Source organism: Gemmobacter sp. 24YEA27 (genome assembly GCF_030052995.1).
Taxonomy (GTDB): Bacteria; Pseudomonadota; Alphaproteobacteria; order Rhodobacterales; family Rhodobacteraceae; genus Pseudogemmobacter.
On record NZ_JASJPW010000005.1, the window covers coordinates 84,760 to 111,443 of the forward strand.

21 protein-coding genes and 4 pseudogenes are annotated in these 26,684 nt (G+C 62.1%); 10 read left to right on the forward strand and 15 right to left on the reverse strand.

Annotated elements, in window-relative coordinates:
• Positions 1 to 98 precede the first annotated feature (98 nt).
• From QNO18_RS22685 to QNO18_RS22720, 7 genes and pseudogenes are all read right to left on the reverse strand, one after another.
• Positions 99 to 510, reverse strand: a pseudogene (locus QNO18_RS22685) (DDE-type integrase/transposase/recombinase); the annotation flags it as partial.
• 418 nt (positions 511 to 928) lie between these two features.
• The gene (locus tag QNO18_RS22690) at positions 929 to 1,939 is read right to left on the reverse strand and encodes an NtaA/DmoA family FMN-dependent monooxygenase (protein ID WP_349293941.1); all 1,011 of its coding nucleotides are present in this window, start codon (positions 1,937 to 1,939) and stop codon (positions 929 to 931) included.
• A 350-nt stretch (positions 1,940 to 2,289) separates the two neighbouring features.
• Entirely contained in the window at positions 2,290 to 3,120 is an 831-nt protein-coding gene (locus QNO18_RS22700) for an ABC transporter ATP-binding protein (protein ID WP_283179750.1), read from the reverse strand.
• Positions 3,121 to 3,149: 29 nt separating this feature from the next.
• The gene (locus QNO18_RS22705) at positions 3,150 to 3,929 is read right to left on the reverse strand and encodes an ABC transporter permease (RefSeq protein ID WP_283179751.1); all 780 of its coding nucleotides are present in this window, start codon (positions 3,927 to 3,929) and stop codon (positions 3,150 to 3,152) included.
• The gene (locus QNO18_RS22710; RefSeq protein ID WP_283179752.1) at positions 3,926 to 4,765 is read right to left on the reverse strand and encodes an ABC transporter permease; all 840 of its coding nucleotides are present in this window, start codon (positions 4,763 to 4,765) and stop codon (positions 3,926 to 3,928) included. The genes QNO18_RS22705 and QNO18_RS22710 overlap by 4 nt, the downstream gene beginning before the upstream one ends.
• Before the next feature lie 3 nt (positions 4,766 to 4,768).
• The gene (locus QNO18_RS22715) at positions 4,769 to 5,857 is read right to left on the reverse strand and encodes an ABC transporter substrate-binding protein (RefSeq protein ID WP_283179753.1); all 1,089 of its coding nucleotides are present in this window, start codon (positions 5,855 to 5,857) and stop codon (positions 4,769 to 4,771) included.
• 401 nt (positions 5,858 to 6,258) lie between these two features.
• A pseudogene (locus QNO18_RS22720) lies at positions 6,259 to 7,161 on the reverse strand (transposase); the annotation flags it as partial.
• Between the two features lie 95 nt (positions 7,162 to 7,256).
• Here QNO18_RS22720 and QNO18_RS22725 point away from each other — a divergent pair.
• Positions 7,257 to 7,403 carry a hypothetical protein gene (locus QNO18_RS22725; RefSeq protein ID WP_283179811.1) on the forward strand — a complete coding sequence of 49 codons (147 nt, stop codon included), beginning with the start codon at positions 7,257 to 7,259 and terminating at the stop codon, positions 7,401 to 7,403.
• A gap of 270 nt (positions 7,404 to 7,673) precedes the next feature.
• On the opposite strand, the gene QNO18_RS22730 is transcribed toward QNO18_RS22725, so the two are convergent.
• The 8 genes from QNO18_RS22730 to QNO18_RS22765 form a co-directional block, all read right to left on the reverse strand.
• A complete protein-coding gene (locus QNO18_RS22730; protein WP_283179754.1) occupies positions 7,674 to 8,564 on the reverse strand; it encodes an NAD(P)-dependent oxidoreductase in 891 nt (296 codons plus the stop codon).
• 11 nt (positions 8,565 to 8,575) lie between these two features.
• Positions 8,576 to 9,661 (reverse strand): isocitrate/isopropylmalate dehydrogenase family protein, encoded by a 1,086-nt coding sequence (locus tag QNO18_RS22735; protein WP_283179755.1) that lies wholly within the window; start codon positions 9,659 to 9,661, stop codon positions 8,576 to 8,578.
• An 18-nt stretch (positions 9,662 to 9,679) separates the two neighbouring features.
• Positions 9,680 to 11,125 (reverse strand): NAD-dependent succinate-semialdehyde dehydrogenase, encoded by a 1,446-nt coding sequence (locus QNO18_RS22740; protein WP_283179756.1) that lies wholly within the window; start codon positions 11,123 to 11,125, stop codon positions 9,680 to 9,682.
• 18 nt (positions 11,126 to 11,143) lie between these two features.
• Positions 11,144 to 12,355, reverse strand: coding sequence for an iron-containing alcohol dehydrogenase (locus QNO18_RS22745; RefSeq protein WP_283179757.1), 1,212 nt, complete (start codon positions 12,353 to 12,355; stop codon positions 11,144 to 11,146).
• Positions 12,356 to 12,400: 45 nt separating this feature from the next.
• Positions 12,401 to 13,390: an Ldh family oxidoreductase gene (locus QNO18_RS22750; RefSeq protein ID WP_283179758.1), complete on the reverse strand. Its 990-nt coding sequence runs from the start codon at positions 13,388 to 13,390 to the stop codon at positions 12,401 to 12,403.
• Between the two features lie 64 nt (positions 13,391 to 13,454).
• Complete coding sequence (locus tag QNO18_RS22755) at positions 13,455 to 14,735, reverse strand: TRAP transporter large permease (RefSeq protein WP_283179759.1); 1,281 nt, start codon at positions 14,733 to 14,735, stop codon at positions 13,455 to 13,457.
• Positions 14,732 to 15,217 carry a TRAP transporter small permease gene (locus tag QNO18_RS22760; protein WP_283179760.1) on the reverse strand — a complete coding sequence of 162 codons (486 nt, stop codon included), beginning with the start codon at positions 15,215 to 15,217 and terminating at the stop codon, positions 14,732 to 14,734. The genes QNO18_RS22755 and QNO18_RS22760 overlap by 4 nt, the downstream gene beginning before the upstream one ends.
• A gap of 97 nt (positions 15,218 to 15,314) precedes the next feature.
• Positions 15,315 to 16,298 carry a TRAP transporter substrate-binding protein gene (locus QNO18_RS22765; protein WP_283179761.1) on the reverse strand — a complete coding sequence of 328 codons (984 nt, stop codon included), beginning with the start codon at positions 16,296 to 16,298 and terminating at the stop codon, positions 15,315 to 15,317.
• Positions 16,299 to 16,411: 113 nt separating this feature from the next.
• Between QNO18_RS22765 and QNO18_RS22770 the strand changes: the two genes are divergently transcribed.
• The 9 genes and pseudogenes from QNO18_RS22770 (at position 16,412) to QNO18_RS22810 (ending at position 26,626) form a co-directional block, all read left to right on the forward strand.
• Positions 16,412 to 17,164: a GntR family transcriptional regulator gene (locus QNO18_RS22770; RefSeq protein WP_283179762.1), complete on the forward strand. Its 753-nt coding sequence runs from the start codon at positions 16,412 to 16,414 to the stop codon at positions 17,162 to 17,164.
• A 65-nt stretch (positions 17,165 to 17,229) separates the two neighbouring features.
• The gene (locus QNO18_RS22775) at positions 17,230 to 18,690 is read left to right on the forward strand and encodes an aldehyde dehydrogenase family protein (RefSeq protein ID WP_283179763.1); all 1,461 of its coding nucleotides are present in this window, start codon (positions 17,230 to 17,232) and stop codon (positions 18,688 to 18,690) included.
• A gap of 116 nt (positions 18,691 to 18,806) precedes the next feature.
• On the forward strand, positions 18,807 to 19,634 hold the full coding sequence (locus QNO18_RS22780; protein WP_283179764.1) for a phosphogluconate dehydrogenase C-terminal domain-containing protein: 828 nt from the start codon (positions 18,807 to 18,809) through the stop codon (positions 19,632 to 19,634).
• A 268-nt stretch (positions 19,635 to 19,902) separates the two neighbouring features.
• Entirely contained in the window at positions 19,903 to 20,085 is a 183-nt protein-coding gene (locus tag QNO18_RS22785) for a hypothetical protein (protein WP_283179765.1), read from the forward strand.
• Between the two features lie 1,051 nt (positions 20,086 to 21,136).
• Entirely contained in the window at positions 21,137 to 21,382 is a 246-nt protein-coding gene (locus tag QNO18_RS22790; protein WP_283179766.1) for a hypothetical protein, read from the forward strand.
• Positions 21,382 to 22,165, forward strand: a pseudogene (locus QNO18_RS22795) (IS5 family transposase). Before QNO18_RS22790 ends, QNO18_RS22795 begins: the two are co-directional and overlap by 1 nt.
• A gap of 203 nt (positions 22,166 to 22,368) precedes the next feature.
• Positions 22,369 to 23,486 (forward strand): annotated as a pseudogene (locus QNO18_RS22800) (transposase).
• Positions 23,487 to 23,755: 269 nt separating this feature from the next.
• Entirely contained in the window at positions 23,756 to 23,896 is a 141-nt protein-coding gene (locus QNO18_RS22805; protein WP_283179767.1) for a hypothetical protein, read from the forward strand.
• A 312-nt stretch (positions 23,897 to 24,208) separates the two neighbouring features.
• Positions 24,209 to 26,626: a membrane-bound PQQ-dependent dehydrogenase, glucose/quinate/shikimate family gene (locus tag QNO18_RS22810; RefSeq protein WP_283179768.1), complete on the forward strand. Its 2,418-nt coding sequence runs from the start codon at positions 24,209 to 24,211 to the stop codon at positions 26,624 to 26,626.
• Positions 26,627 to 26,684 lie beyond the last annotated feature (58 nt).

The window sequence follows — 26,684 nt, forward strand, 5'->3', positions numbered from 1 at the left end:
ACTAAATCAGCTCCCTGTTAAGCTACAGCCTGTCCCTTCCGGTCGGTTTCGATCCTGTTGAAGTCGACCATGGCGTGGGGCAACCAGCCAGGGGCAATGTGTGGCCGCCGATGGTTGTAGAAGGTGATCCGAGATCCGATGGCGGCTTTTACGTGCGACCCGGTCTCCCGGGCCTGCTGGTAGACGCATTCATATTTCATAGACCGCCACAGGCGCTCTATGAAGACATTGTCGGTGCACCGCCCCTTACCGTCCATCGAGATGCGGGTACCGACGCGCGTCAGCCGGTCGGTCCAGGAGAAGGACGTGAACCTGCTGCTCTGATCGGTATTCATGATTCCGGGCGGCCAAAGCGGTGGATGGCCTCCTTCAGTATCCCGGCGCAGAAGTCTGCCGCAAGGGTGCTGGATATGCGCCGGGCCAGAGCCTTGCGGATGAACCAGTCCATGATGGCGACCAGATACAGGCCCTCCGCTGCATCGGCAGATAAGGGATGTCGGCACACCAGACCTGGCATGCAACGACCGGCCCGTCTCCTCGTCCAACTCCACCGCATGCTTCTTGCCGCCGTGCTCGAAGATCTCCGCTGCCCCGTCGAGCAGCGATTTCTTCCCCTGATGGATCAACGTCGGATGCACGCCGTAATCGGAGGCCAAATCCGACATCCTACGCTCGCCCTTTACGGCTTCCAGTGCCACGCCAACCGTGAAACCAGCGTCATGGTTCCTGCGCTTCCGCATGCCCGATCTCCTCATCCCTGGAGAACAGCAACCGTCAGATCGTAGCTTCCGTCTTTGTCCGAATTTCGGGGAATAGCTCAATCAGATACGAGCCGCCAAATCGCAGTCTTGTTTCCAGCTCTTACTGCCATGGAACAGAGCGTCAGGTCCGACGCCCTGACGCCACTGTGCCGCGCGATCTGGCCATCTCAGGCCGATTGCACAAGGTGTCTTGCAGTGCCCAGATGGCCGGGTTTTGAAAGGCCGAGGTTCTGGCGCAGGGTTGCTCCCTCATATTCCGCGCGGAACAGACCCCTGCGACGCAGCTCGGGCACCACATGGGCGATGAAATCCGTCAACCCACCGGGGAGAGTTGGCGGCATGATATTGTAGCCATCCGCCCCACCGGCAAGGAAGCGTTCCTCCAGCTGGTCAACGATATCGGACGCCGTGCCGACCAGCTGCCAGTGACCGCGTGCGCCCGCGATGCGCCGCGCCAGCTGGTTGATCGTCAGGTCCTCACGCCGCGCGAGATCGAAAAGCAGCGCCTGGCGGCTCTTGCCGCCGTTGGTTTCCGGCAGCTCCGGCACCGGACCATCAGCCGGATAGGCGCTGAGGTCGAAGTCTCCGATCATGTAAGAGAGCTGCGCGATGCCCACCGAAGGGTGGATCAGTTCCTGCAATTCCGCGAACTTCTCCTGTGCTTCACTGCGGCTGCTGCCCACCACCGGGAAGACACCGGGCATCACTTTCAGATCGTCTGGCCTGCGGCCATATTTCGCAAGCCGCCCCTTCAGATCATTATAGAAGGCCACGGCATCGGCGGTCGTCTGCTGCGCGGTGAAGACCACTTCGGCGGTGCGGGCCGCAAGGTCCTTGCCCGGCTCAGACGATCCCGCCTGCACCACCACCGGATGGCCCTGGGGCGAGCGCGCCACGTTAAGCGGCCCTTTTACGTTGAAATGCGGGCCGCGATGGTTCAGCACATGTTGCTTGTCCGGGTCGTAATAAACGCCGTTTTCCTGATCGCGGCTGAAGGCGTCATCCTCATAGCTGCCCCAGAGGCCCAGCACGACATCGGTAAATTCCTCGGCACGCTCATAGCGCTGGTGATGCGGCAGATGGCGTTCGGGCCGTAATTCGCGGCCTCTTCGTCGGTGTTCGAAGTCACTAAGTTCCAGCCACCCCGCCCTTCGCTGATCAGATCCAGCGATGCGAATTTGCGCGCCAGCGTATAGGGATCATTATAGGTGGTCGAGACCGTGCCAACGAGGCCTATCCTTTCTGTCACCGCCGCGAGGCCCGACAAAAGCGAGATCGGCTCAAAAAAGGCGGCACGGCTGAGGCGGGGGCCCACATCGCGGCTGGTATCTTTCACCGCCACGATATCATCGAGGAACAGAAGGTCGAATTTCGCAGCCTCCGCCTCCTGCGCGATTTTGGCATAGGCTTTGAAGTTCGCGCCGAGATCGGGCTGGGCGGAACCATGCCGCCAGGCGGCGACATGGTGGCCGGGTGCCATAAGAAACGCGCCGAGTTTGATCTGTTTTTGGGTCATCTTTCTCTCCTGTCACTCAGCTGCGGTCAGGGTGTTTTGCAGGTAGGGCTGCGCCTGGTCTTCGGCGCGGCCCGGAATGTCATGGTCCAGCGCGGCAAGGATCTGGCGGCGCAGCGCCACGAAGGTATCGCTGGTGCGGTCTGCCCCCTCGCCCGGGGGGATCTGGACGATCTCGCGGATGCGGCCCGGATGGGGCTGCATCACCACCACACGGTCGGCGAGGGTCACGGCCTCTTCAACATCATGGGTCACGAGGATTGCGGTGATCTTCTCGGCATCGACGATCCGCCGCAGTTCCTCCTGCAAATGTCCGCGCGTCATCGCATCCAGCGCGCCGAAGGGTTCATCCAGCAACAGGACCGGCGGGCGCGGTGCGAGCGCGCGGGCAATCGCCACCCGCTGCGACATGCCGCCTGAAAGCTGGGCGGGCAGCGCGTCTTCGAATTCGGTCAGACCCACGAGGGCCAGATGCTCCCGCGCCCGATCCCGCCGAGTGGCTGCCGAAAGCCCGGATTTCTGCAGTCCTAATTCGACATTCTGCAAAGCGGTCAGCCAGGGGAAAAGCCGGTGCTCCTGGAACACAATGGCGCGCCCAAGTGTCGGCGGCCCCAGGCGCTTGCCATCCAACAGGATCTGGCCGCTATAGCGGTCCTCCAGCCCGACAATCGCGCGCAGCAGGGTGGATTTCCCGCAGCCCGAGGCCCCGACCAGCACCACAAACTCGCCCGGCTCGACGGTGAGGGTAATGTCTTCCAGTGCGGTGAAGTAGCGGCCCGAAACGTTGAACTGCTGGGTCACGCCCAGGATCTCCAACCGGCCTGAATGGTTTGTCTTATCTGTCATGGTCCTGTCCCTTTCGGTCAGCAGGCAGTTCAGTGATGGTTTTTCCAGCTCACGAGACGGCGCTCAGAAGCCTCTGCGATGCTGTTTATTGCAAAGCCGATGCCTCCCAACAGCAGCACGCCGACCATGACGAGATCCATCTCAAGCAGTTCCCGCCCGGCAGTCATCTGACTGCCGATCCCAGGGGCCACGGTCATGAAGTATTCCGCGCCCACGGTGGCCAGCCAGCCATAGATCAGCCCTAGGCGCAGGCCGGTGAAGATCTGTGGCAGCGCGGCGGGCAGGATCAGACGGCGCAACCGCGCAGCGGGGCCGAGGGCATAGATCCGCGCCACTTCGCGCAAATGCTCGGGCACTTCGGCAGTGCCCTCCCAGGTGTTGATCACCACAGGGGTAAAGACGGCCATGCTTACGAAAACCACCTTGGCCACCTCACCCGTGCCGAACCAGACAGAGATCAGCGGGATCCAGGCGAAAAGCGCGATCTGTTTCAGCACGTTGAAACTCGGGCCGAGCAGATGGCGCGCGAGACGGCTGCTGCCGATCAACAGGCCCAGCGGAATCGCGATCAGGCTGCCCGCCAACGCGCCGATCGCCAGGCGGGCAAGGCTTGCACCGATATCGACCCTGAGTTCCCCTGCCGCCAGCATGGTGAAAAGGCGGGTGAAGACGAGGCTCGGTGCGGGCGAGAGGATCGGGTTCAGCAGACCTGCGCGAGCGGTGACCTCCCATATGATCAGGAGTGCTGCTGGCAGGATCAGCCCGACCGGCAGTTGGCGCGGGCGGCGGATGAAGGGAAGAGCGGTCATCTGGCCGTCCCTTTCCAGCGCAAAAGCCGCGCCTCGATCAGGGCCACGCCCGCGTCCAGCAGGAAGCCGATCACGCCTACGAGGATCATCGCCAGCAGCACATATTCCATCGCGAAAAGCTGGCGGCCCCAGACCATCAGATAGCCAAGCCCCTCGGAGGAGGCGAGCAGTTCCACCGCCACCAGCGCCAGCCAGGCGTTTGCCAGGCCATAGCGGATGCCTGAGAAGATGGTTGGAAGCGCGGCAGGCAGCACCACAAAGCGCAGCTGTTCCAACGGTGTGAAGGTCATGACCTGCCCTACCTCGCGCAGTTGCTGCGGCACGTTGCGGATGCCGGCATAGGTATTGACCGCCATAGGGATCATCGCAGCCTTGGCGATGATGACGACCTTCAGCCCTTCGCCAATTCCCAGAAACAGGATCAGCAGCGGGATCCAGCCAATCGGCGGCACCTGGGCAATCGCCAGGAACAGCGGATCGACATAGCGCCGCACCGTCTCGGATATTCCCATCGCCGCGCCCAGAGGCAGGCCAATCACCGCACCGAGCAGAAAGCCCCAGAGCACGCGTTTCAGGCTGAAAAGGGTATGCATCTGCAGATCCCCCCTGTCCCACAACTCGCCTGCGGCGCTGATGATCGTGGTCGGCGCGGGCAGGATCTGCGGAGGCATCACGCCTGAGGCCGACGCCAGCGACCAGAAGGCCAGAAGGAGCAACGGGACGATCAGGCCGAGGAGCCAGCGCCCGAGCGCGGGCCCTGGGCGCGGCAGGGTGATCCGGCGCCAGAGTAATGGGCCAGCCCGATCCTCTGCCGGATCAAGGGGGATCTGCACCATGGATCAGGCCGTGAGCGGCTGGCCGTCAAGACCATAGGGCTGCCAGAAGCCGGCCAGACCCTGTTCTTTCAGCGCAGCCTCAAGGAAGCGCGGCTCGAACCAGTCGGCGGTGGGCCGCTCATTGCGGATCAGCTCCAGCTCACGCGCGCGCTTCTCCTGACCTGCGAAGCCCTCGACAAGGAAGGGGTCGAGCAGCGGGCTGAGGCGGAATCGCAGCTCTTGCCCGTCATGGTCATTGACAAAGCCCTCGCGCGGGCGGCCGGTCAGCGCATAGGTGTCGATGACGTCCTCGCGCCGTGCCTCATCAGACCCCCAATGCGCCGCTTTGACAAAGCCATTGACGATGCGCTGCGTGATCTCGGGGTCCTCTCCGATAAAGGCTTCCTGGGCATGGATTATGGCGTGGCGCGTAAAGCGGCTGTCTTCCTTCGATGAGAAGATCACATTCGCAATGCCCTTAGCCTCAAGATCGTAGAGGTCTGCCTGACCGAAAGTTGCATCGATATCGCCCGAAACGATGGCCGCATTGGCCGAGGCGAAATCGAGGTTGATGATCTTCACGTCGCGCTCGGTCAGGTCATAGGCGGCGAGGATCTTGGCCGCCGCCAGATGCAGGTTGGTGCCGCGGAACAACCCGACATTGCGCCCTTTCAGATCGGCGGGCGTGGTAATGCCGCTGTCGGGGCGAGCCGCGATATAGATGTTCGAGCGCACATCCGAGCCAAGCAGGATCTTGGTATTCAACCCGTTCGACCTGCCCACGAGAGATGGCAGGTCGCCATGGAAGGCGAAATCTGCCTGGTTATTGGCCAGCGCCTCATTCACAGAAGGCCCTGCCCCCTTATGGAAGCTCCATTCGATCTTTACCGACGGATCATCCTTGAACTCGGCATCCACAAAGCCGCGTGCATGGCCCAGAGGCGCAACCCCCGGTGCGGCAAACTGCTTATTGCCGACGCCAACCTCGGCAAAAGCCAGGCGCACGGTCACGGCGGTCTGCGCCCGGATAAGGCCCGGCGCGGCCAGTGCACCTGCAACAAGGGCAGAGGAAGCCGTCAGGAAGTGGCGGCGCGAAAAAGAAGAGGTCGACATGCAATATCCTTTATTGCCGCCGGATGGCGGGTGCAGCGAGGCATGCCTGCCGCGCTGGCAGACATCGGAATTCCGGTGATCCGGGTCGGGAGGCGAATGCAGCCTGAAGATGAATGGGGTGTTTAAACCCGACTGATGTGATAGAGATTGATCGACCCACACAATCGAGGCAAGAGAGCCGATTTCTAAACTTACCGCCGGGGACAGTGCGTCTCTACTAGGCCTCCGACTTCAGTAGAACTCGCACGCGCCACCTGTGAACATGAGGCAGAGGGTCTGGCCGCGCAGTTCATCAATCTCTTCGGAAGCGATTTCCGGATCGCGCACCGCCTCGTGGCCGCATTTCTTTTGATCCGAAAACGCATCGTAGTAGTCGGAATTATACGTAAGCGATGTCCCGGTCACACGGTGACGGTGTAGTTCCACGAGAGCAGGTCGTCGATCTGGCCTTGTTTGTGACCTTTGACGATGACGGTGAGTGCGGCTGACAACCGTGCGTGGGTGTCGACACCGTTCATTTTGCGGTTCAGGGCGATGGGGCGGATTCCAGCCTCGAAGGCATAGAGATCGGGCATGAGGGTCACCCCCTGCTGGGCGATTGGCGCGGGTCCGGTGCGGATGAGCTCGATCAGCTTGCGACGGGCCAATCGGCGAGCTGGATGCCGGACCGAACCGGCCCGCTGCAATCAGGCTTTTGCATCCCGAATATACATCCTCCTGCAGGATGCCGCCGAAGCCCTGCAAAATACGCTCGGCATGCTGCCCATCACCACCGGGGGCATAGGTGAAGGCAACGCCCGGTGGAGAGGTTCAACCCAGGGTCGGTCATCACGGGCCAAGGTCCAGAAGTATCCCGTCCTTGTCTTTCTTGCCCCGGGGCGAGGGTGGGGGCGCGGGTCTCCTCCATGCAGAGCGACCGTGGCCTCGGTTGCCATGCCTCCCGGGATCAGCCGCGCCGGTGCGGGGGGCTTGCATGACGCCATCGGTGCAGGAGCGGCAGGCGTACTTCGGACGACGGGGGCGATGGCGGGCAACTGGGCAGGCACGATGCCGAGCCGTTCCGACACAACCTCAGCGATTCAGTGCAAACAGCCACCGCAGGCACTGGTCAGACTGTTCGGCTCGATGACCTCTTCGATGCGCGGCAAGTGTTTGCGCAGCGATCCACGATGGGCTGCGCGCGGTTTGGCGGGGCGCCTGGCGGCGCGATCCTCGGCATCCGCTTCGGCGAGGATCACCGCCATAACCGTTTCCAGGTCCTCCAGCGCCAGTTCGAATTGGTCCAGATTGCTCTTCGCGGATTTCGGGGCTGTTTGAAGAGGTCGGGCTGAACCTGGCCTGTCGCGGGTTCTGCCGCCTGGTTCCGACGGATCCGGTTCCCGATCATTTGACCTTCTCGATGACTCGCCATGGTCGGATCCGCGATTGCGATCTGCTGCCTCGGGTCGTCGAGACCGTTCTGGCACGCTGCAATGCGGAAGGGCTTGTTGGCGGCCGTCTGTTTGGGGCGGATGCCTTGCTGATCAAGGCCGATGCGGGCCGCTAACCCGGGCCGAAGACTGCTCCGCAGGCGAGATCATCAGCCGGGCTGCGCAGGAATACCTCGATACCTTTGATGATGCGGCCTCCGGCGGCGCGACAACGGTGGCCCAAGCGCCGCGCGTCAATCTGGTTGATCGGATGCCCTGTAGCTGGATCGGGCCCGGGTGACCAATGCCGTGCGACAGGGGCCCGAAGACAGCCAGAGGTTTGGGCCCCCGACCTTCCGCCCGATAAGGAGCCTGAAGGCCGGAAGATCAGCGGAGTTTCGGGTGGCTCAGCCTTTTGATGCCACTTCGCCGAAATAGCGGGCGGTTTCGGACAGGAAACCCTGGCCAAAGCCGCCATCCGTCAGGCTTTGCAGCGCGCCATAAACACCGCTTGCCGTCTGGTGACCGGCAGAGACGTCTTCGGCCATCTGGACATAATAGCTCAGATCCTTATGGGCATTCGAGATGAAGAACTTCATCTTCGAATTGTCGCCCTCCAACAGGAAGGGGCTGACCCGGTCGAATGCTGCGCCATAACCGCCGCCTTTCGCCAGAACTTCGGTAAAGATCTCCGGCGAAATACCGCCGCGTTCGGCACAGGCCGCCGCTTCGCCGATCAGCGTCACCATGCCCAGCGAGCAGAAATTGTGCAGCAGTTTCAGCTTGTGGCCCGCCCCCGGCCCGCCCGCATGGAAGATGTTCTCGGCGAATGTCTCCAGCAGCGGGCGGATCCGTGCGAAAAGCTCCGGATCCGCGCCGACCAGCAGGTTAAGGCGCCCGGCTTCGGCCTCGAGCGGGGTGCGGGTCATTGGGGCATCCATGAAGAGCGCGCCGGCGGCCTCGGCCTGTTTCGCAATCGCCTCGGTCGAGCTCGGGATCGCGGTCGAGCAGTCGATGATGACCGTGCCCTTTTTCACCGTTTTCAGGATGCCGTTCTCGCCCAGAAGCACGTCTTCGACCTGAGGCGTCCCGGAAACGCAGAGGATGATCACCTCGGACGCCGCCGCCAGATCATGCTTGTCAGCGAATTTCGCCGCGCCAAAGCCGAGAAGATCGCTACAGTCCTGGTTGCCCGGATGGTCGAGGAACCCAAGCGCCCAGCCCTTGGAAACCACGTTTTTCGCGATGCCATGCCCCATCAGGCCAACACCGATAATTCCAGCTTTGAGATTGCCCATGAGACCCCTCCTCAGGCCAGAGCGCGGCAGATCGCATCTGCCATTTCAGTGCATTTCGCATGGCCGCCCAGATCGCTCGGGACAGTTTCGCCCGCCGCCAGCACGCGGCCAACGGCGCTTTCGATACGGTCACCCGCCTCGGTCAGACGCGCATCACCTTTGCGGTCGCCCAGCCAGCGCAGCATCATCACCGCCGACAGCACGCTCGCCACCGGGCTTGCGATATTCTGCCCGGCAATATCCGGGGCCGAGCCATGCGCGCCCTGGAAGAGCGCGTAATCATCGCCGATTTCACCCGAGGGCGAGATCCCCATGCCGCCCACGGTCGCGGCACCCAGATCCGAGATGATGTCGCCGAACATATTCTCGGCCACGATCACGTCATAGAAATCGGGGCGCTTCACCATATGAACGGTGATCGCATCGGCATAGGCATAGTCGATTCCGATATCGGGGTAGCCCTGATGCACCTCGTCGCAGATCTTGCGGAAGAAGGCATAGCTGCGCAGGATATTCGCCTTGTCGCAGACCGTGACCCGCGACTTGCCGTCACGCGGCGCGCCATTGCGCTTTTTCGCCAGATCAAAGGCGAATTTGGCCACCCGCTCTGTGCCCTTGCGGGTGATCACCAGGCTGTCCGAGGCAAATTCATCGCGCAAGACCACACCCGCGCCCCGGCTGGCATAAAGCCCTTCGGTATTCTCGCGGATGATGACGTAATCAATCCCGCCGCCGTCAAAGGCGCGCAGCGGTGACAGCACGCCCGGCAGCAGTTTCACGGGGCGCACATTGGCATAAAGGTCGAGCCGGAACCGCAGTCGCAGGTGCAGGTCATTGCCGACTTCCGTCCCGTCCGGATAGACGACGCCCGGCAGACCGGCAGCACCGTGCAGGATCGCATCAGCGGACCGGCAGGCGGCATAGGTGTCGTCGGGCAGCACATCGCCCGTCTTGACGTAGTGACCGGCACCGCCGTCAAACATCTGGAAGTCCAGCAGGTTTTCACCAACCGCCGCCTTCAGCACCCTGATCGTGGCGTCAGTGATCTCGGGGCCGATACCGTCACCGGCAATGGTCGCAATCGTGTAATTGGTCATGTTGCAGATCCCCGTCGCTTACCAGTTGGTCGCGATATATTTGGCTTCCATGAATTCGAGCATCCCGTGATGCGCGCCTTCGCGGCCCAGCCCGCTTTGCTTGACGCCGCCAAACGGGGCCGCCGGGTCGGAGACCAGACCGCGGTTCAGCGCCAGCATCCCGGCTTCCAGCTTTTCTGACACCCGCAGACCACGCGCCAGATCTTGCGTGTAGACATAGGCCACCAGGCCATATTCAGTGTCATTGGCGCGGCGGATGGCTTCTTCTTCGGTGTCGAAGGTGTAGATTGGCGCAACCGGGCCGAAGATTTCTTCGCGGGCGAGATCGGCGGAATCGGGCACGTCAGCCAGAACGGTGGCCGGGTAGAAATAGCCCTCGCCTTCAATCGCCTTGCCGCCGGTGGTTACGCGCGCACCTTTGGCCACCGCGTCATCGACCAGTTCGCCGACCTTTTTCACCGCAGCCGCATTTACCAGCGGGCCAAGATCGGTGGTTTCCTCGGCACCCGGGCCAACCCGCAAGGCCGCCATGCGTTCGGTCAGCCGGCGGGTAAACTCTTCGACCACACCGCGCTGTACATAGATGCGGTTCGCCGCCGTGCAGGCCTCGCCGCCATTGCGCATCTTGGCAATCATGGCGCCCTCAATGGCCGCATCCAGATCGGCATCATCGAAGACGACGAAAGGCGCATTGCCACCGAGCTCCATCGAGGAGTGGATCACCTGATCGGCGGCCTTGCGCAAAAGCACCCGGCCCACTTCGGTCGAGCCGGTGAAGGACAGTTTGCGCACGCGCGGATCATCCAGCATCGCGTTCACGACCTGGCCGGTGGTTGAGGTGGTCAGCACATTGACCACCCCATCCGGCACGCCAGCCTCGGCGAGGATCGCGGCGACGGCATAGGCGGTCAGCGGCGTTTCGGTCGCAGGTTTCAGCACGCAGGTACAGCCAGCGGCCAAGGCAGGCGCAATCTTGCGGGTCGCCATAGCGGCGGGGAAGTTCCAGGGCGTGATCAGAAGCGAGACACCAATCGGCTGATATTGCACAAGAATCCGGTTCGCACCGGAAGGCGCCACCCCCAGATCGCCATGACCGCGCACGGCCTCTTCCGCGAACCAGCGGAAGAATTCAGCGGCATAGGCCACTTCGCCACGCGCATCTTTCAGCGCTTTGCCGTTTTCCAGCGAGATGAGACGCGCGAGCGCTTCGCCGTCGCGCACCATAAGCTCCCAGCATTTCCTGAGGATCTCGCCGCGCTGGCGGGCGGGGGTGGCGGCCCAGCCGGCAGCAGCAGCTGCGGCCGCGTCAACGGCGGCGATGGCATCTTCGGGCGCGGCATTGGCGACCGAGCCAACTACCGAGCCGTCAGAGGGGTTCGTGACGTCGATCCGGGTCGGGCGGGCGCCTTCGCGCCATTTGCCGCCGATAAAAAGGTCGGTCGGCCAGGTATTTTCTTGGGTCATCTTACGGTCCTCAGGGTCTCAGGCGGACGCCATGGCAGTGTCGAGAATTTCACGGATCGCCTGCGGCGACAGCGGGCGGGGGTTGTTTTCCACAAGGCGGGCCGCGTTCATCGACAGCGTCGCGATGGAATCGAGGCTGGCCTCCGTCACACCGATCTTGTCTATGGTGGCGGGCATGCCGATACGGGCGAACAGCGCAGACAAAGCCGCGATCAGCGCGTCAGAGGCTTTGGCATCCTCATCCGCAGCCGTCGCCACGCCGATCTCGCGCGCGATTTCAGCATAGTCGCCCGCCGCCACCGACGCGTTGAAACGCATGGTGAAGGGCAGCAGCACGCCGACCCCAAGCCCATGCGCGGTATGGGTTTCCGCGCCGATCGGATATTGGATCGCATGGGCGGCAGCGGTGCCGGCCGAGCCGAATGCCAGCCCGGCAAGGGTCGAGCCGAGCATCACGGCCGAACGCGCTTCGATATTCTCCGGCTGGTTCACGGCGGTTTCCAGGTGATCAAAGATCAGCCTGATCGCGCGCAGCGCATAGACATCGGAAAGCGTGTTCTTGCCGACGAAAACGCGGGTGACAGCCAGATCCGGCGTCGCCGCGCGGCTGACGGCGGCAAAGCCCTCAATCGCATGCGCCAGCGCATCGGCGCCGGAGATCGCGGTCAGGCCCTTCGGGCAGGTCACGGTCAGTTCCGGGTCGCAGATCGAGGTATGGGGGATCAGTTCGGGGGACGAGATCCCCACCTTCATCACCCGCTCCGGATCGGCCAGAACGGCGACAGGGGTGGCCTCGGATCCGGTGCCGGCGGTTGTCGGGATCGCAATGATCGGGCGCACCGGGCCGGGGATCCTGAACTCACCGTAATAGGCAGACAGCGGGCCGGGAAAGGTCAGCAGCAGGCTCACAAGTTTCGCGAGATCAAGGCAGCTGCCACCGCCAAAGCCGATCACCATATCCGGGGCGAAATCCCTGTAGCGTTCGGCGCAGGTGGTGATGCCATCCAGCGGCAGTTCGGGCTGGGTTTCCGCGAAGACCTCGACCGTGACGCCATTGGCCTGCAAGTCGGCCACCAGCTCACCCAGGAGCGGCAGCCCGCCCAGGCGTTCATCGGTGCAGATCAGCGCGCGGGTGCCAAGGTCGCGGGCCAGCCGGCCCAGAGCCGCACGCTGGCCGGGGCCGAAAACAAGGCGCTGCGGGGCGCGGGTGACACCATAATCGAACCGCATGACTTTACTCCTTTTTGCCCTGTCGGCAGGGCCGGTATTGACTGCTTATGAAAGCGCCTGAATGCGCTGCCAGACTTCGGTGGCGACGGTCAGCCCGTCGTGGCCCGCGCGGTCACGGGTGACGGTGGCACGGTCGCCGGGGATGCGGACGGGCTGTGCCGGGTCGGCCGGCGCCGAATGGCGCAGCTCTTCCAGAAAGCCCGAGACCAGCGGCATGAAGCCCGAGGCAGGCTCCATCACCACGAAAAGATCGCCCTTGTTGCAGGGCTCGGTGGAATCAAGCGTGCCTTTCACGGCGGTGCCGATGGCCGATCCGGTCAGCGCCGATACCAGCACCTCAAACGCCAGCCCAAGGCCATAGCCTTTCGCGCCGCCAAAGGGGGCAATCGCGCCGAGTTTGGCCGCATTCGGGTCGGTGGTCGGGTTGCCTTCGCCGTCCAGCGCCCAGCCTTCGGGGATCGGGGCGCCGCGATGGGCGTGGTCATGGATCTTGCCCATCGAGACAAGGCTTGTGGCCATGTCGAAGACAAAAGGCAGCGGCTCTGCCGGCACGCCGATGGTGATGGGATTGGTGCCGATCATCGCATGCCGCCCGCCGTAGGGGTGAACCAGCGCCTCGGACACGGTCATGCCGAGCAGCACCTTGCCGTCACGTGCCAGCCTTTCGGCATAGAAGGCGAGCATGCCGAGATGGTCGCAATTGCGGATCGCCACCACACAGGAGCCGGTTTCAGCCGCCCTTGCGGTCGCGGTCTCTAGCGCGGCCAGGGCGACAACCGGGCCGAGCCCCTGTTCGCCATCAACATCCAGAAGCGCCTGGCCGCGCCAGGACTGCGCGCCGCGGGTCGCCGGATTGGTCACGCCATTCGCGACACGCTCGATCACGCGGGGCAGCCGCAAAAGACCATGCGAGGGCACGCCACGCATTTCGGCATCAAGCAACAGCTCCAGCTGGATTGCGGCGTGCTCGGGCGAAAGACCGCCTTTGGTCAGCGCGCGGATCGCGACAGATCGGATTTCCTCGACAGGGATCATGGGGTCAGCCTTCGTATCTGGGAGCGGCGGCAACCGGGGGAGCGCCGGTCGCCGCCTGGGTTACCTATTGCGCCAGAGAGAGATCGCGGAGGAACAGCGATATCTGTGGCACATAGGTGATGAGCATCAGCGACAGAATGATCGCCGACACCGGCCAGATCAGCGGTTTGAACATCCGCTGCACGGGGATCTTCGCAACCGATGCGGCAGCGAAGAGGTTCACCCCAAGCGGCGGCGTGATCATCCCCATGGCAAGGTTCACAATCATGATCATGCCGAAATGCACCGGGTCGACGCCATAAGCGATGGCAATCGGCGCAAGGATCGGCGCCAGCACCAGGATCGCCGCCGAGGTCTCGACAAACATGCCGATGACAAACAGCAGCAGGTTCACAAAGAGCAGGAAGGTGATCCAGCTCTCGAAACTATCCGAGGCCCAGGCGCCAACCATTTTCGGCAGACCCGACATCGAGACGAGGAACGAGAACAACCCCGCCGCCGCGATGATCAGCATGACCGCGCCGGTCGAGACCACTGACTGGCGGAAGATTTTCGGCAGGTCAGAGAAGCTCAGCTCGCGATAGATGAACAGCCCGATCACAAGCGCGAGGAAGACGGCGACGGCCGCGGCTTCGGTCGGCGTGAAGATCCCGCCATAGATGCCGCCCACAATCACCACCGGCATCATCAGCGACCAGAAGGCGCTTGCGGCGGATTTCAGGAAGGGCTGGCGGTCATTGCCGTCATTCTTGCCATAGCCTTTCACGCGGCACCAGATCTGCGTCATCACGATCAGCGCAACGGCGATCAGGATGCCAGGGCCAATGCCGGCGATGAAGATCTGGGTGACCGAGGTTTCGGTTGAAACCGCGTAAAGGATCATGGGGATCGAAGGTGGCAGGATCACCCCAAGCTCTGCCGAGGCCGCCTGGATCGTGCCGGCGACCGGGGTCGGATAGCCGTGTTTTACCATGGCCGGGATCAGGATCGCCCCCACGGCGAAAGTGGTTGCGACAGAAGAGCCCGAGATCGAGGAGAAGATCATGCAGGTCAGCACGCAAGACGCGGCAAGCCCGCCTTGCACACCGCCAACCATAGATTTCGCGAAATCAACCAGCCGGCGCGACACGCCGCCATGGCTCATCAGATTGCCGGCAAGGATGAAGAAGGGGATCGCCAGCAGCGGAAAGCTGTCCAGCGCGTTGAACATCTTCTGCGGCACCACCATCAGCGGCAGATTGCTGAACATGGTGATGCCGAAAATGGCGGAAAGCGCGATGGCAACCGCCACCGGCACCGAAAGCGCGAAAAGAACGATCAGCGCGGATACGAGAGCGATATTCATTCGGGCAACCTTTCATCCGCGACCGGGCGGAAATGGCCAAGGAGCACGCCCGGCAGCGCGCAGATGCAGCCAACAGGGATTGCCGAATAGAACCAGGCCATCGAGACGCCGAGCATGGCGATCTTCTGGTTCGCAACCCGCATCGCCATCTGGATCCCGTACCAGGACATCACGAACAGAAAGACGAGCGTCAGCACAAAGACCGTCCAGAGCACCAGCGATTTGATCGGCGCCGGGACCACGTCGCGAATGAATTCCAGCGGAATCATTGCATTGAGGCGGAACCCGGCACAGGCGGCCATGAAGACCATCCAGATCACCGTGCCGCGCGCCAGAATTTCGGTCCAGGCCAGCGAATGCCCGCCACCGAAACGCGACACCACCTGCAGGAAGACCAGAATTGCGGATACGGCAAGCAATGCAGCCGCGATATTATGTGTAAGAGAGACAAACCTCTCTCCGGCGTGCACAAGCCTGCGCATCGCTCCTCCTCCATATGTTGTTGTGGGAGAGTGGGGTCGCGCCCCGGCGCGAGCCCTTCAGCAGGGCCTGTTCAGGCGGGGGCGCGACGGGCTCAGATCACTGCTGTGCGGCGCGGATTTTCTCGAGCGTCTCGCTGCCATAGGTCGAGGTAAAGACGTCATAGACTGCGGAAACCGCCTCGGCGAAAGCTTCCTGGTCGACGGTTTCGATCACTTCCATGCCATTGGCACGCAGCATTTCAAGGCCGCGCTTTTCGTCGTTTTCGACATAGGCGCGATTGGCGGCAACACCGGCGGCGGCCGCTTCACGCACCCAGCCCTGCTCTTCTTCGGTCAGCTGGTCCCAATGGACTTTCGACATCATGATCAGCGAGGGCGAATAGAAATGGCCGGTCAGGGTCGCGTATTTCTGCACTTCCCAGATGCGGTTCGCGATGAAGATCGACATCGGCGTTTCCTGGCCGTCGATGGTGCCCTGTTGCAGCGCCGTGATGACCTCGTTCCAGGACATCGGCAGCGGTGCGGCCCCAAGCGCGGTGAAAGATCCCAGATGGATGTCATTTTCCATCGTACGGATCTTCATGTCCTTCATGTCTTCCGGGGTCTTGATCGGCTTTTTCGAATTGGTGACATAGCGGAAGCCATTTTCGGCCCAGCCAAGCGCCATGATCCCGATCGGTTCGAAATCATCGAGCAGGTCCTGGCCAATCGGGCCGTCAAGGATGGCGCGCGCATTGGCGTAATCTTTGAACAGGAACGGCAGGTCGAGAACATAGGTCGAGGGCACGAAACCACCGACCGGACCGGTCGAGGTGACACCCATTTCAATGGACCCGATCTGCATCCCCTCGAGGATCTCGCGCTCGCCGCCAAGCACGCCATTGGCTTTGATCTCGACAGTGAGATCACCGCCCGAAAGCTCTTCAATCTTTTCCTTGAATGCCTTGGCAGCCGCCCCGTAATGCGATTCTTCCGGCGGGGTCATCGCGATATTCAGGGTGCGGGCTTCAAGCGCGGTCCCAGCCAACATGGCGCAAGCCGAAACGGCAGAAAGCGCCAGAGCGCGGAAATTAAACGACATTTTATCCTCCCTGGGATGGCGGGACTCCCTCCAGAAACGCGCGCCACCCTTGTCATGATATCAACGTATGGACCGGAAAATCCGATACGATACGATTTTAAGCTAGACATCCGATGCGGAAGGGTCAAGAGATTACGGACGGGGAGGAGACGGAAAATGTCAGGGAAGACGCTTGGCCCACAATTATCTTCTGCGGCGCAGCACCCGCGCGAGAAGCATGTGTCGCAACCGCTCGGGATGAGATCTACGATGCCTTGCTGGGCGATCTGATCTCGCTTCGGATTCCGCCGGGGGAAAGGCTCTCGGTCGATGCGCTGGCGCGTCATTTCGGCGTGTCGCAAACGCCGATCCGGGCGGCGCTGATCCGGCTGGAATCCGAAGGGCTTGTGCAGCAGAAATTCAATTCCGGCTTTTCCGCCGCCCCCCTGCCCGAGGGCAGCCATTTTCGCGATGTCTATGCCTTTCGCCGCATGATCGAGCCCGAACTGGCGGCGCTGGCGGCAGAGAAGGCAACCGCCGAAGACATCGCCGCCCTCGAAGCGCTTTGCGCCGAGATGCGCCACATCGCTGCCGAAAGCCGGCCCGATAATTTCGGCAGTTTTGCCGAGCGCGACAATGCCTTCCACGCCCGGATCGCCCGGATCGCCGGCAACCAGGTCGCCGCCGAGGCGCTGGCGCGGCTCTATATCCATTCGAATCTGTTCCGCCTGCGCTATCACGCGACGATCACCACAAGCGCAGTCAGCGAACATATGGACTTGCTGGAGGCTCTCAGAAACAAGGACGCCGCAGCCGCAAGGGAAACCATGGCGCGCCACCTTGGCCATTCGAAAGACCGGGTCGAACCGTTCTTTATCGAAAGCTGAAACCCATCTGAAATCAGATACCTACGAGGCGCGTTGCCGCCTCTTGTCAGATATGGAGGAAAATCATGGCACTTGATCACCTGATGTGGATCGATTCCACGAAACTGTTCGTAAACGGCGCATGGGTCACGCCCGCGGGCGCTGAGACGATCCCGGTCGAGAACCCTTCGACCGGCGAAGTGATCGGGCAGATCGGACGCGGCACCCTGGCCGAGGTCGATGTCGCCGTCGCCGCCGCGCGCGGCGCGCTGAATGGCGAATGGGGCAAGCTGACCGCGACGCAGCGCGGCCGGATCCTGATGAAAATGTCCGCGCTGGTGCTGGAACGCGCCGAAGAGCTCGCAATGATCGAGACGCTGGATGTCGGCAAACCGCTGAACCAGTCGCGCAATGATTCCATCGCGCTCGCCCGCTATCTCGAATTCTACGCCGGTGCCGCCGACAAGCTGATGGGCACCACGATCCCCTATCAGGAAGGCTTCACCGTCTACACTTTGCGTGAACCGCATGGCGTTTGCGGCATCATCATCCCGTGGAATTACCCGATGCAGATCCTCGGGCGTGGTGTCGGTGCGGCGCTCGCGGCCGGGAATACGGTTGTGCTGAAGCCGGCAGAAGATGCCTCGCTTTCGTCCCTGGCGGTTGCCGCCATCGCGGCAGAGGCCGGCGTTCCGGCAGGCGTGATCAACGTGGTCACCGGCTATGGCCATGACGTAGGCGCGCATCTTTCGTCACATCCTGGCATCAACCATGTCTCCTTCACCGGCTCGGTCGGGACGGGCGTGCGCATCCAGGAAGCGGCGGCGAAGAATGTCGTGCCGGTGACGCTCGAGCTGGGTGGTAAATCGCCGCATATCGTGTTCGACGATGTCGATCTGGAAAAAGCGATGCCGGTTCTGGTCGGCGCCTGTATGCAAAATGCCGGCCAGACCTGTTCGGCGGCTTCGCGCGTGCTGGTGCAGAAGGGCATCTATGACGAGGTCAAGGCCCGCATGATCGCGATCTATGAGGGTCTGACGGTCGGTCCGGCGATTGAAAGCCACAATCTCGGCCCTGTCGTCTCGAAGAAACAGCATCAGATCGTCCAGGGCTTTATTGACCGGGGTCGCGCCGAACTGACCACCGCAGCCCAGGGTAAGCTGCATGCGGACGCACCGGCGGGCGGCAATTACATCCTGCCGACGCTCTTTTCGGAAGTCTCGCCCGACCACGCCCTGGCCCAGCAGGAGATTTTCGGGCCGGTGCAGGTTCTGATCCCCTTCGAGGATGAGGCCGAAGCCATCGCCATCGCCAATGGCACCGATTATGGCCTCGTAACCGGGATCTGGACCCAGGACGGCTCGCGTCAGCTGCGCATGGCGCAAAAGATCCATTCCGGCCAGGTCTTCATCAATAATTACGGTGCAGGCGGCGGGATCGAGCTTCCCTTTGGCGGTGTCGGAAAATCCGGCCATGGCCGCGAAAAGGGCTTCGAGGCGCTGAACGGCTTCACCCATATCAAGACCGTGACCATCAGCCACGGCTGAGACCGATCCTTGCGGGCGCGTGAGAGGGCGCGCCCGCCCCTTCTCATATCGCAACGGCAACCCCCTGCTTCCGCAGGCCGGTCCGCTGTTGCCGCGAACCCGCTGGGGACATCACCATGACCAGAATAGCCTTGTTCGGCGCGGGCGGAAAAATGGGCACCCGCCTGACCCGCAATTTGCAAAAGACCGATTTCGATGTGGCCCATGTCGAGCTGTCACCCGAGGGCCAGCAGCGCCTGAAGGAAGACTTCGCGGTCACCTGTGTCGCGCCGGATGAAGCGATCATCGGTGCTGATGTCGTGGTGCTGGCGGTGCCCGATGCCGTGATCGGCAAGGTCGCAAGCCTTATCGTGCCAAAGCTCGCCAGTGGCACGGTCGTCATCTGTCTCGATCCCGCAGCACCTCATGCCGGCCACCTGCCGCCGCGCGACGATATCGCCTATTTTGTCACCCATCCCTGCCATCCGGGCCTCTTCCGCAATGAGGACAGTGAGGCCGGCCGGCGCGATTTCTTTGGCGGCGTTGCGGCGCCCCAGGGCATCGTCAACGCGCTGATGCAGGGCAGCGAGGCGCAATATGCGCTAGGCGACGCGGTTGCCCGCGCGATCTTTGCCCCGGTTGCCCGCAGTCACCGCGTGACCGTGGAACATATGGCCTATCTGGAGCCCGGGCTGACCGAAACCGTCTGCGCCTCGCTCGTCACCGTGCTTCGCGAAGCGATGGAAGAGGTTATCCGGCGTGGCATCGACCGCGACTGCGCCCGCGAATTCCTGCTCGGCCATATGAGCGTGCTGACCGCTGTGATGTTCGACGAGATCCCCGGCAAGTTTTCGGAGGCCTGCGAGAAGGCCATTGAATTCGGGCGTCCGATGCTGATGCGCGACGACTGGAAAAAAGTGTTCGAACCCGAAGAAATCCGCGCCAGCATCGTGCGGATAACCTGATCAGCCAGATGAAGCGGAGACCGGCTTTCCCGGTCTCCGTATCCCGGCACCATACCTCAAGCCGCGTGCGCTCAGGATGAAGCCGGGCGCCATCACGTTTTGCAAGATCACCGGGACCACATAGAACAGGATCAGCGAATTGGCCCTCAGGCTGCGCGGCTTTGGTGTCGCAAACAGTCGTCTGAAAAACCCGGCATAAAGCGCTTGGCCCATAGCGGCGCACGGACTTGCGGCAGGGAACATCAAAACCGGCGGCGCCAGTCCGAGAGTGGAAAAAGGCGACAAGGGCCAGATAGGCGCCGATCATCGCGAGATCGCCATGGTCGATGTTCAAAAACCGCAACATGCCGTAAACGAAATTCTGCGCCGAAGCGACACGCGCATGGAGCGCACCCGAACAGAGCGCGGCAAAAAACAGGTGAGCTGCCATCGGCCCCCGATTCGGATCTGAGAAGAACGGGCAGCGGTCAGGGCCGCCCGTGAACTGCCGGTGAATGTCGGTGCACTGAGCCGGGGATCTGCCTTACCAGGCGGTTTTCGGGCAGGAGTCCGGTGTCCGGATCTCTTGCGGCCAGAGCAGCTCGAGGGAGGCGTCCTGAATGTGCAGGAAGGTTGCCGGCGTCAGACTGTTCTCGACCCTCTCGAACGTCACCGGCCCGTTGATCGTGTCGAAGGTGGCCGCAGCGGTTTCCTAGCGCAGCGCCACGCGGTCAAAACCTGCCACAGCCACCACCTGTTCGAGGAATTCCCAACGACCAACAAGCGCGCGCCCTGTCGAGCGCATCAGGCGCCTCGCCAAATCTCGCGCAACAGGCGTCGAAAAAAGATCTTCGCCTTCCGCGAGGCGTCCTGTTTGGGCAAACAATGGCCAGCGGCGACGACAGTATCCGCAGCTGTCCCCATCGCCTTTTGAGAGGCGTCGATGATCGACACGACCAGAGCCAGGGCGAAATGTGCTGTCACCCCAGCTCTTTCGCCTGGCCTGTGAAGAGAAAAGCATCCGCCAGGCAACTCAGCGCGATCTCCGTATCCGGCGATGCGGCCTTCGACTGCGACAGGGGCGAGACATTTGCCATGATCGCGGCGGGGTGATCGCTTCGGATGCCATCAGCTTTGCCAGTTCCACCCCGGCTTGTCGGGGATGACGGCTGTGGGGAACCAGATCTGGCCGGGCGCGTCCTAGCGCAGCCGCACCGAGGCCGCAGTATTGCCGACCAGCGGAAACTGACAGCGGCTGAGAACCGGCGCAAGCGCAAGATGATCGGCGTCGACCACGGCGCGGCCAAAAGATCGACCTTGTTCTTGGGATCAGGCGGTCAGGGATGCACGCCGCATTGGCAGGATTCAACGGATCGTCTGAAGCGATGAACTCGAGCGAGCGCTTTTTGCCGGCCACATCCAGGCCGACGGCTGCGTTCGCCTCTTCGGCCCCGCGGTTACAGGCGTTCATCGGCGGCATTACACCCGCCCTGAAACTGAACATGGCTGCATGAAGTCTACTTATGCGCCCGGTTAAAACGGGGAGGATAGCCCGGTCATCAGCTGATTTTCGCAACAGCGCCCGCCGGCTCATCCGGGAAGATGCGTTGCGCGTCGTCTTTGAGCCGGCCGGCCCATACCATCGATTCATGGAAAAGACGCTGGCAGAAGCGAAGATTGACATGGTCAATGTGAACCCGCGCTATGGTCAGGACCCATTGATTATGGCTTTGTTCGGTGATTCAGGAGGTGCCGGTAGGCCTTTCTGATGAGCAATCTATTCTGGCTGACAGACGCGCAGATGGCGCGGCCTGAACCCTTCTTTCCCAAGAGCCATGGCAAGCCGCGCGTCGATGATCGTCGTGTGCTGAGCGGCATAATCTCCATCAATTGCAATGGCTTGCGCTGGTGTGACGCGCCCCGTGAATACGGCCGGCCATAGGCCCTCTGCAACCGATGGAAGCGCTGGAGCCGGATAGGTGTGTTCACCCGTATCATGACCGGCCTGGCTGCCGAGGCTGCTGACGAGAAGACGATCATGATCGAGGTGAGCAGGCGAACGCCATGCGTTCGAGTGAGCCTGCGCAAGTATCTGAAAGCCCATCGCACGGCCTCCAGCCTGCTGGTGAAAAAGGGGGGCGTGGCAGGCTGATCGGGCGCACGAAAGGCGGCATGAATACAAAACTTCATGCCGTCGCCGATGCTCCGGGCCGCCCGATCCGCATGTTCGTCACCGCAGGGCCCGTCAGCGATTACATCGGTGCTGCCGCCATGCTGCGCAGCCAGCCGCAGGCAGAGTGGATGCTGGCCGACCAGGGCTATGATGCCGATTGGTTCAGAGATGCGTTAAAAGACAAGGGGATAAAGGCATGCATCCCCGGCCGGAAGGGCAGGAAGAAAGCCATCTGGCGCGACAAACGCCGCTATAAGCGCCGAAAGCGCATTGAGATCATGTTCGGCAGGCTCAAGGATTGGCGGCGGGTTGCGACAGGTGCCCCATCGTCTTTCTCTTGGCCATCGCACTCGCCGCAACCGTCCTCTTCTGGCTCTAATGTTAATGAGTCTGCAGCCGAGCTCTGTCATGTTGGCAAATGGCGGAGTGAGAGCCTGATGCTGGTGACCCACTACGACAAATGAGCCACTCCCCGTTCCTTCGACAGTTTTCGGGGATATTGAGCAGGCTTCTGATTTAGTCGCGTCCCGACGCCGCCTCTGGAGCATGTTTCCCCTCTTTGCACTGCGAGAGGGGATCACGATGCGTGGCACGGACGAGGCGAGCGGTTCACTGTTCAGCTATGTTGATCTGAAGAAACGGATCCCGCCGCATCACCCGCTGCGCAAGATCCGGCAGGTCGTGAATGATGCCCTGTCGAGCATGATCATGGATTTCGACGCCGTTTAGGTTGACTTCGACCGCCCCTCGATTGTGTCGGAGCGGCTGATCCGGGCGGGCCTGATCCAGATCCTGTTCGCGATCCGGTCTGGGCGGCAGTTGATGGAACAGATGCAGTATAATCTGCTGTTCCACTGGTTTTTGGGGCCTGGAATTGATGACCCGGTCTGGGTGCCGACTGTGTTCACGAAGAACCGTGACCGCCTGTTGAACACCGAGATGTCGCGCAAGGTCATGGCAGCCGTTCTTGCCCATCGCGAAGTGAAGCCGCTTCCGTCTGATGACCACTTCCCGGTCGATGGCACGCGGGTCAAGGGTGAGCTATCGAAGGCGCCACCGGTTCGGGCCCGGTGGCGAACGGCGTCGATGAAGAGCTTCGGGCCAAAGGTCGAAGGCCCGCAAGGCAATGATGATCCCGGCGATCCACCCGACTTTGACACTGCCGCCAATGACCCCCCGCCGCAACCGAGCCCGACCCGATGCCCCGCGCCAAATCCAGCCCCCGCAAGGCCGAAGTCGACTTCAGAGGTGAGACGCGTCCGAATGCAACTCACGCCTCCACGACGGATCCGGACGCGCGGCAGGCCGCGATCAACCCTTCGCCATGGGCCTCGAACCAGTGGCGGCACCATGGCACGACCACCGCCATTCGCCGGGCCGGACCCGGCGGCTGACGCCTGGCGCGGACAAGGGCTATGATGCGGCAGAGTTCGTTACCGACCGCGCCGGGCCTGTGTCACCCCGCATATCGCGCGGAAGTCGCGCTGTTCTGCCATTGATGGGCGCACAACCCGTCACAAGGGTTACACCATGTCTTTCCGGCACCGCAAAACGGATCGAAGAGGCTTTCGGCTGGGCCAAAATCGTCGGAGGCGCCGCCCAAACCGCCTTTCGAGGCATCGAACGCGCTCGTTGCCAGCTTCATCATGACGCCTGCCGCAGGAAATCTGGCCAGACAGTCGAAGCTAATCGCAGCTTGAACAGAAAATGGCGTTGCGAGCAGGCCAAAAACGCCAGCCAAACCAGATGAACAAACCGGCCTCCTCGAACAGCAAAGAACAATCTCCTCAGCGCCGGACTAAATCAGCTCCCTGTAAGATCGCTCGGGGCTAAGCGCCGCCCTGGCGGTCGAGCTGCAACCGCGCGGCCCAGCGATGATTACCGCACCGATTTGCTGACCTGGAGCGACGAGCAGATCGGGCACCTGGCGCGCGGCATCTTGTGACATGAGCGCTTTGACGGCCGGAGAATGACTGCAGTCGTCCGCCTGCTGATGGACCTGTTCGACGGCATTGCGCTGCGTTCGCATGTGACCGAACCTCCCCAGATCGGGCTTTTGACTATGGCGATTGTTCCGGTTCTGACACCCGACGGCGCGCGCGGGTCCTGAAGCAAAATCCGACCCGCCGTGCAACAGGATGGCGGCAGAGCCCGCATGGGTCATGGACGATTTCGACGCGGCGCGATCATGGTGCGCCTGTTGCATGCGACGGTATCTGCCGGCCCGGCAAGGATGTCTGAGCGAGGAATCCTTCCGGGCCCAGGGAACCGCCAAAGCCGCGCCCGCGTTACAGATTTACGAGGTCCGGGAGCCCGACGGTTGCTCTGGCACGGCAACAGAGCTGTCCACTGAAACCGACATTCTCCGCCACTCCGGCCCCAAACGTCTGTCTTCGATTGGGATCATTCAGGGGGTTATGTCGTGTTTTCCATCATTATGGGTGCCATCTGCGGACTTTTCGGCCTTTGGGTTCTGTGGCTCGGATACGGGCTGGCGGCTGCCGGAGGCAGCTGGTTCTATATCTTCATGGCGCTTGGCCTGATCCTGGCGGGGATTGGGCTGATCCGGCGCCATCAGAGCGGTCTGGCTGTCTATGCCGTAACGCTGATCGTCACCTTCCTCTGGACACTATACGAGGTCGGTTTCGACAAATGGCAGTGGATCCCGCGCGGGGCGCTGCTCGTGGTCTTCGGCCTGATCCTTTGCATCCCGGTCTTCGCACGTGAGATCCGCGCGCAGTCGGGCCTGTCGGCCCCCGGCTATCCGCTGCTTGGCGGCACGGTGGCGGCGATCGTCGTGCTGGCGCTGGTCTCCTGGTTCATCGACCCGGCGCAGATCAAGGGCGCGCTGACAAAACAGGCCAATACCGGCGACGGGCTCGTCGACCCATCGGGCGTGGCCTATCCCGCAGAGGACTGGACGGCCTATGGCGGCACCAATCTTGGCCAGCGTTATTCTGCGCTGAGGGATATCGACACGGGGAATGTGAAAGGGCTGACACTCGCCTGGGAACATCACACCGGGGATCTGCGCAAGGCGGACGAGGATTCCAAGGAATACACATTCGAGGCCACCCCGATCAAAGTGAACGGGCTTTTGTACTTTTGCACGCCACATAACATCATCCAGGCCCTGGTGCCAGAGACCGGCGCGGTGAAATGGTCTTTTGACCCGATGATGAAGCGCGACCCCTTCTATCAGCACCAGACCTGTCGCGGCGTCTCATGGAACGATTCCACTGGCTATACCGCGCCCGCGACAGACACGCCCGAGGCTCAGGCGGCGATCACTGCGGCTGTTGCGGAATGCCCGAAGCGCATCGTGGCCTCTTCGGTCGACGCGCGGCTTTACACCGTCAACGCCGATACCGGCGCGCTTTGCAGCACTTTCGGCGAGAATGGTTATGTGAACCTGCTGGACAGCATGACCGATACCGAACGGGCAAGCTATCAGCAGACCTCGGCGCCGTTGGTGACGAAGGATCTGATCATTCTCGGCTCGGCGATTGCCGATAACTACTATGAAAACAACCCCTCGGGCGTGATCCGCGCCTATGATGTGCGCACCGGCAAGGTCGTGTGGAAATTCGATGCGGGCAAGCCCGGTGATACCGCACCTCTTGCCCCTGGTGAGACCTATGTGCCGAATTCCAACGTCGCCTGGACGCAATTCGCGGCCGATGAGACGCTCGGGATGGTCTATATCCCCTTCGGCAATGCCTCGCCCGACCAGGTCGGCATTGCGCGCACGCCCGAACAGGAGGCCTTTGTCGATGCGCTTGCCGCGCTTGATCTGAAGACCGGCCAGCTGAAATGGAAGTTCCAGACCAGTTATCATGACCTCTGGGACCGCGATAACCCCTCGCAGCCGGTACTTCTGAACCTGCCGAAGGATGGGGTGGATACGCCTGCGATCATCATCCCGACGAAAATCGGCAATCTCTGGGTGCTCGACCGCCGTGACGGCACGCCGATCCTGCCGGTATCCGAAGTGCAGGTCTCAACTGACACCGATATTCCCGGCGAAAAACTCTCTGCCGTACAGCCGATGTCTTCGCTGACCTTCGCGCCTGCGCCTTTGCGTGAGGCGGATATGTGGGGGGCCTCGCCCATCGATCAGATCCAGTGTCGCACGACCTTTGTGTCGAACCGCTATGACGGCAATTCCTGGACACCGCCGACCACCACCGGCTCGATCGTCTGGCCCGGCAATATCGGGGTCTTTAACTGGGGTTCGGTCGCGGTGGATCCGGTCAATAAATGGCTGATCGGCACACCGCAATATCTGCCCTATATCTATAAGCTCTATCCGCGTCCCGAAGGCGATCTGACGAAACCGATGTTCCAGGATGATATGTCCGGGGGCGAGGCGAAACCGGGGAATGAGAACCTCGGCGGGCCCTATGCGGTTTCGATCCAGCATTTTCGCTCGGGCCTGGGCGTGCCCTGCAACACGCCGCCCTGGGGTGTGCGGGTCGGCGTTGACCTGACGAATGGCAAAACCGCCTGGAAATATCGCAACGGTACTGTGGCCGGGCAGAAATTCATGGGTGTGAGCTTTCCGATCCCCTTCGAGATGGGGATGCTGGCGCATGGCGGCACGCTGACCACTGCGGGCGGTGTCGCCTTCACTGCGGCGGCGCTGGATGACATCATGCGCGCCTATGACATGCAGACCGGCGAAACGCTGTGGAAGGTCAGACTTCCCGCAGGGGGCCAGGCCACGCCGATGACCTATCGCGGTGCTGACGGGAAGCAATATATCGTCGTCGCAGCCGGAGGTCATGGCTCGCTTGGCACCACGCCGGGGGATTCGGTTCTGGCCTACCGGCTGGAGTGATCTCGGTGCTTTGCTGCATATGATGTGGTCCATGTGATCTGAAGACCGGCGCGCGGGG